Raw genomic sequence first — 6,028 nt, 5'->3', positions numbered from 1 at the left:
CCCGCGACGAGGTCGCCCGCGCCTGGGGCGTGGCCGCGCTGCCGCACCGGCACGGCCGGGACACCGGGCAGATCCTGGAGGCCGCGGCCACCGGCGAGCTGAACGCCCTGGTGGTGGCCGGCGTCGGGGTGGCCGACCTGCCCGACCCGCGGCGCGCGGTCGAGGCGCTGGACGCGGTCGGCTTCCTGGTCAGCCTGGAGCAGCGGCCGAGCGAGGTCACGCAGCGGGCCGACGTGGTGCTGCCGGTGGCGGCCACGGTGGAGAAGGCCGGCACGTTCCTCAACTGGGAGGGCCGGGCACGGCTCTTCGAGGCCGCGCTCAAGCCGGACCAGATGACCCGCCGCCACCTGCTCCCGGACGCCCGGGTGCTGCACATGCTCGCGGACGCGATGACCGCGGCGGACGACGCCGTACCGGGGCTGGCGCTGCCGGACGTGCGCGCCGTACGGGCCGAGCTGGACCGGCTCGGCGGCTGGGACGGGCAGCGCGCCGCCGGTGACCTGCTCGCCGGCACCGAGGCGCGGGCGCTGCCCCGGCCCGGCGCGGGCGAGGCGGTGCTCGCCGGGCACCGGCTGCTGCTGGACCTGGGGCGGATGCAGGAGGGCGACGCGGCGCTGGCCGGCACCCGGCACGCCGCGGTGGCCCGGATGTCCGCCGCCACCGCCGCCGAGGCGGGCCTCAAGGACGGCGCGGAGGTGCGGGTCACCGGCCCGCGCGGCGCGGTGTCCTTCCCCCTCCAGGTCAGCGAGATGCCCGACCGGGTGGTGTGGCTGCCGCTCAACTCGCAGGGCGGCGGCGTCCCGTACGACACCGGAGCGAACCCCGGTGACCTGGTGACGGTCGCCGCGCAGACCGCGGGCCCGGCGGCCCCGGCGGACGGCACGGAGGTGGCGGAATGATGAGTCTCGCCGCGGAACAGCTGGCGCTCGGCGCGGACCGGATCGCGCTGGCCGCCGAGGACCTGAGCGTCTTCGGGCGCGACCCGTGGTGGCTGGTGGTCATCAAGGCGGTCTTCTGCTTCGCGTTCCTGATGCTGACCGTGCTCTTCTCGATCGTCTGGGAGCGCAAGGTCGTCGCCTGGATGCAGCTGCGCATCGGGCCCAACCGGCACGGCCCCTGGGGCATGCTCCAGTCGCTCGCCGACGGCATCAAGCTGATGCTGAAGGAAGACGTGATCGTCAAGCGGGCGGACAAGGCGGTGTACGTCCTCGCCCCGGTCGTCGCGGCCATCCCCGCCTTCATGGCGTTCGCCGTCATCCCGTTCGGCCCGGCCGACAACGAGATCTCGATCTTCGGGCAGCGCACGACGATGCAGCTGACCGACCTGCCGATCGCCCTCCTCTACATCCTGGCCACGGCCTCGGTCGGCATCTACGGCATCGTGCTCGCGGGCTGGTCCTCGGGCTCGACGTACCCGCTGCTCGGCGGGCTCCGCTCGTGCGCCCAGATGATCAGCTACGAGATCGCGATGGGCATGGCCTTCGCGTCGGTGTTCCTCTACTCCGGCTCGATGTCCACCTCGGCGATCGTCGACGGGCAGCAGAGCACCTGGTACGTCGCGCTGCTGCCGGTCTCCTTCCTGATCTACATCGTGGCGATGGTCGGCGAGACCAACCGTGCGCCGTTCGACATGCCGGAGTCCGAAGGCGATCTGGTCGGCGGCTTCAACACGGAGTACTCCTCCATCAAGTTCGCGATGTTCATGCTCGCCGAGTACGTCAACATGGTCACCGTCTCGGCGGTCGCGATCACCCTCTTCCTCGGCGGCTGGCGCGCCCCGTGGCCGATCAGCACCTTCTGGGAGGGCGCGAACCACGGCTGGTGGCCGCTGCTCTGGTTCACCATCAAGATCCAGCTGCTGCTCTTCTTCTTCATCTGGCTGCGCGGCACGCTCCCCCGCGTCCGCTACGACCAGTTCATGAAGCTGGGCTGGAAGGTCCTCATCCCGGTCTCGATGGTCTGGCTGATGCTGGTCGCGACGGTACGGGCGCTGCGCAACGAGGGTTACGACTTCCAGCGGATCGTGCTCTACGTCGGCGGCGCCGCGGTCGCCCTGCTGCTGATCTCCTTCGTCGCGGACTTCTTCCGCAAGAGCGAGAAGGAGGAGGCGGTGCCGGCCGCCGAGGAGCCCTTCGACGCGATGGCGGGCGGCTTCCCCGTACCGCCGCTGCCCGGGCAGACCCTGCCGCCGGTGCCACGAAGGCGGTCGCGCCACCAAGATCGCGAGCTGATTGTCAGTGGTGGGATCAATACTGACAGTGACGAAAGTGGGAAGGGGGACAACGGTGTCTGATTTCCAGAATCCGGTGGCCGGCTTCGGCGTGACCTTCAAGGCCATGTTCAAGAAGCGGCTCACCGAGCAGTACCCGGAGGAGAAGAAGCCGACCGCGCCTCGTTTCCACGGCCGGCACCAGCTCAACCGCCATCCGGACGGCCTGGAGAAGTGCGTGGGCTGCGAGCTCTGCGCCTGGGCCTGTCCGGCCGACGCCATCTATGTGGAGGGCGCGGACAACACGGACGAGGAGCGGTACTCCCCGGGCGAGCGGTACGGCCGCGTCTACCAGATCAACTACCTCCGCTGCATCCTGTGCGGCCTGTGCGTCGAGGCGTGCCCCACCCGCGCGCTCACGATGACGAATGAGTACGAGCTGGCCGACCGCTCCCGCGAGTCCCTCATCTACACCAAGGAGGAGCTGCTCGCGGGCCTCGAAGAGGACATGGTCGACAGCCCGCACGCGATCTTCCCCGGTATGACGGAGAAGGACTACTACAACGGCCTGGTGACGGAGGCCGCGCCGGGCACGGAGCGGCAGGTCGCGGTCAGCAAGGGCGAGCGGCCGGGCGAGGGCACGGGCGGGACGCCCGAGACCCCGGCCCCCACGGCCGAGCGCCCGGCGGGGACGGGGGTGGAGGCATGAGCAGCGCAGTACTGGCCGCGGCTTCCACGACCTCCACGGGCGAGGCGGTGCAGTTCTGGATCCTCGGCACGGTCGCCGTGCTCGGCGCACTGGCCACGGTCCTGATGAAGCGGGCGGTGCACAGCGCGCTCTCGCTCGCCGCCACCATGATCATCCTGGCGATCTTCTACCTCGCCAACGGCGCGTACTTCCTCGGCATCGTCCAGGTCGTCGTCTACACCGGCGCGATCATGATGCTCTTCCTCTTCGTGGTCATGCTGGTCGGCGTCACGGCGGCGGACTCCCTCAAGGAGACGCTCAAGGGCCAGCGCTGGCTGGCGGCCGGCGCCGGCATCGGCTTCGGCATCCTGCTGATCGCCGGCCTCGGCAACGCCTCGGTGCGCCACTTCAACGGCCTCGGCGAGGCCAACGCCGGGGGCAACGTCCAGGGCCTGGCGGCCCTCATCTTCACCAAGTACGTCTTCGCGTTCGAGCTCACCGGCGCGCTGCTGATCACCGCGGCGGTCGGCGCGATGGTCCTCACGCACAAGGAGCGCACCGAGCGCGCCAGTACCCAGCGCGAGCTGGCCGAACAGCGCGTACGGGAAGGCCGGCAGGTCACGCCGCTGCCCGCGCCGGGGGTCTACGCCCGGCACAACGCGGTCGACGTGCCCGGTCTGCTGCCCGACGGCACCCCCTCCGAGCTCACCGTCAATCCGACCCTGCGCAAGCGCGGTCAGATCCGGGACGTGTCGGGGGATGCGCTGGCTGAGCTGGCGGCGCTGGAGCGGCGCTCCTCGGAGTGGCTGGAGCGCGGCGAGGAACCGACCCGCGGCGAGCAGGTCCGGGAGCGCGGCGAGGAGGCCACGCGATGAATCCGATCAACTACCTCTATCTGGCGGCGCTGCTGTTCACCATCGGCGCGGCCGGGGTGCTGATCCGGCGGAACGCCATCGTGCTCTTCATGTGCGTCGAGCTGATGCTGAACGCCTGCAATCTCGCCTTCGTGGCCTTCTCGCGGCTGCACGGAAATCTGGACGGCCAGATCATCGCGTTCTTCACGATGGTCGTCGCCGCGGCCGAGGTCGTGGTCGGCCTGGCGATCATCGTGACGATCTTCCGTACCCGCCATACGGCCTCGGTCGACGACGCCAGCCTGATGAAGCTGTAAGGGGTCGCACTCGTGGAATCTCTGATCGCGCTGCTCGTCGGGGCACCACTGGTCGGTGCGGCCGTGCTGCTCTGCGGCGGCAAACGCCTGGACCGTACGGGCCATCTGCTCGGCACGCTGCTCGCGGTGGTGTCGTTCGTCATCGGCCTGGTGCTGTTCGCCGACATGCTGGGCAGGGGCGCCGAGGACCGCGCCCTGCACCAGCACCTCTTCAGCTGGATCCCGGTGGGCGGCTTCCGGGCCGACGTCGCCTTCCAGCTCGACCAGTTGTCGATGACGTTCGTGCTGCTGATCACCGGTGTCGGATCGCTGATCCACATCTACTCGATCGGCTACATGGAGCACGACGAGCGGCGCCGCCGCTTCTTCGGCTATCTGAACCTCTTCCTCGCGGCGATGCTGCTGCTCGTCCTCGCCGACAACTACCTCCTGCTGTACGTCGGCTGGGAGGGCGTCGGCCTCGCCTCGTACCTGCTCATCGGGTTCTGGCAGCACAAGCCGAGCGCGGCGACGGCGGCCAAGAAGGCGTTCCTGGTCAACCGGGTCGGCGACATGGGCCTGTCCATCGCGATCATGCTGATGTTCACCACCTTCGGGACGTTCGCGTTCGGCCCGGTGCTGGGCGCGGTGGGTGACACGAGCGAGGGCAAGCTGACCGCCATCGGGCTGATGCTGCTGCTGGCCGCGTGCGGCAAGTCCGCACAGGTGCCGCTGCAGTCCTGGCTGGGTGACGCGATGGAGGGCCCGACCCCGGTCTCGGCCCTGATCCACGCCGCCACGATGGTCACCGCGGGGGTCTACCTGATCACCCGCTCCGGGGCGATCTTCAACGGGGCGCCGGACGCGCAGACCGCGGTGGTCGCGGTCGGCGCGGTCACGCTCCTCTTCGGTGCGATCGTCGGTTGCGCGAAGGACGACATCAAGAAGGCGCTCGCGGGCTCGACGATGTCGCAGATCGGCTACATGATCCTCGCGGCCGGCCTCGGCCCCATCGGGTACGCCTTCGCGATCATGCACCTGGTCACCCACGGCTTCTTCAAGGCGGGCCTCTTCCTCGGCGCCGGTTCCGTGATGCACGGGATGAACGACGAGGTGGACATGCGGCGTTACGGCGGCCTGCGGAAGTACATGCCGGTCACGTTCGTCACCTTCGGGCTCGGCTATCTGGCCATCATCGGCTTCCCCGGCCTGTCCGGCTTCTTCTCCAAGGACAAGATCATCGAGGCGGCGTTCGCCTCGGGCGGCACCCAGGGCTGGATCCTCGGGGGCGCGGCGCTGCTCGGCGCCGGGATCACCGCGTTCTACATGACGCGCGTGATGCTGATGACGTTCTTCGGTGAGGAGCGCTGGCGCAAGGCCCCGACCCCGTCGCCGGCCGAGCCGAGCGTGGAGCCCGCGGCCGAGACCCGCGGCGAGTACACGCCTCCGCATCCGCACGAGTCGCCGAAGTCGATGACGCTCCCGATGATCCTGCTGGCGTTCGGCTCGGTCTTCGCCGGCGGCCTGTTCAGCATCAACGAGGCGTTCGTGCACTGGCTGGAGCCGGTCACCTCCTTCGAGCACGGCCACTCCCCGCTCAGCGCGGCCGCGGTGACCTCCGCGACCATCGTGGTGCTGCTGCTCGGTGTCGCCCTCGCCTGGCTCCAGTACGGCCGCAAGCCCGTCCCGGCGCTGGCCCCGCGCGGCTCGCTGCTCACCCGCGCCGCCCGGCGCGACCTGCTCCAGGACGACTTCAACCACGTCGTACTGGTCCGCGGCGGCGAGCAGCTGACCCGCGCGCTGGAGCGGATCGACCACTCCGTCGTCGACGGCGCGGTCAACGGCACCGCGGTGTCGGTCGGCGGTCTCTCCGGCCGGCTGCGCCGCCTGCAGACCGGCTACGTCCGCTCCTACGCCCTCCAGATGCTGGGCGGCGCCGCGGTGCTGGTCTTCGCGACCCTGCTGATGAGGGGTGTCTGAG

General features: G+C 70.1%; 6 protein-coding genes. All 6 read left to right on the top strand.

Features of this window, described 5'->3' with window-relative positions:
• A partial coding sequence (locus ABT381_RS23990) for a molybdopterin dinucleotide binding domain-containing protein (protein ID WP_351597956.1) occupies nt 1–899 on the top strand: 899 nt, incomplete at its 5' end.
• Nucleotides 899–2,293 (top strand): NADH-quinone oxidoreductase subunit NuoH, encoded by a 1,395-nt coding sequence (gene nuoH / locus ABT381_RS23985; protein ID WP_351597953.1) that lies wholly within the window; start codon nt 899–901, stop codon nt 2,291–2,293. The genes ABT381_RS23990 and nuoH, both read left to right, overlap by 1 nt.
• Complete coding sequence (gene nuoI / locus ABT381_RS23980) at nt 2,286–2,918, top strand: NADH-quinone oxidoreductase subunit NuoI (protein WP_351597950.1); 633 nt, start codon at nt 2,286–2,288, stop codon at nt 2,916–2,918. The genes nuoH and nuoI overlap by 8 nt, the downstream gene beginning before the upstream one ends.
• Nucleotides 2,915–3,772, top strand: coding sequence for an NADH-quinone oxidoreductase subunit J (locus tag ABT381_RS23975; protein ID WP_351597947.1), 858 nt, complete (start codon nt 2,915–2,917; stop codon nt 3,770–3,772). Before nuoI ends, ABT381_RS23975 begins: the two co-directional genes overlap by 4 nt.
• The gene (nuoK, locus tag ABT381_RS23970) at nt 3,769–4,068 is read left to right on the top strand and encodes an NADH-quinone oxidoreductase subunit NuoK (protein WP_030262617.1); all 300 of its coding nucleotides are present in this window, start codon (nt 3,769–3,771) and stop codon (nt 4,066–4,068) included. Before ABT381_RS23975 ends, nuoK begins: the two co-directional genes overlap by 4 nt.
• 12 nt (nt 4,069–4,080) lie before the next feature.
• Nucleotides 4,081–6,027 carry an NADH-quinone oxidoreductase subunit L gene (gene nuoL / locus ABT381_RS23965; RefSeq protein WP_351597943.1) on the top strand — a complete coding sequence of 649 codons (1,947 nt, stop codon included), beginning with the start codon at nt 4,081–4,083 and terminating at the stop codon, nt 6,025–6,027.
• The last annotated feature ends 1 nt before the right edge of the window (nt 6,028 follow it).

It is taken from the genome of Streptomyces sp. NPDC000151 (assembly GCF_040301705.1).
In the GTDB taxonomy this organism is placed as follows: Bacteria; Actinomycetota; Actinomycetes; order Streptomycetales; family Streptomycetaceae; genus Streptomyces.
Note: the sequence above shows the minus strand (reverse complement) of the source record. Positions and strands in the feature narration are given on the sequence as shown.

Coding starts and splice junctions, on each gene's coding strand:
- ABT381_RS23975 (WP_351597947.1), top strand. CDS start 2,915: ATGAGCAGCGCAGTACTGGCCGCGGCTTCCACGACCTCCACGGGCGAG.
- nuoH (WP_351597953.1), top strand. CDS start 899: ATGAGTCTCGCCGCGGAACAGCTGGCGCTCGGCGCGGACCGGATCGCG.
- nuoK (WP_030262617.1), top strand. CDS start 3,769: ATGAATCCGATCAACTACCTCTATCTGGCGGCGCTGCTGTTCACCATC.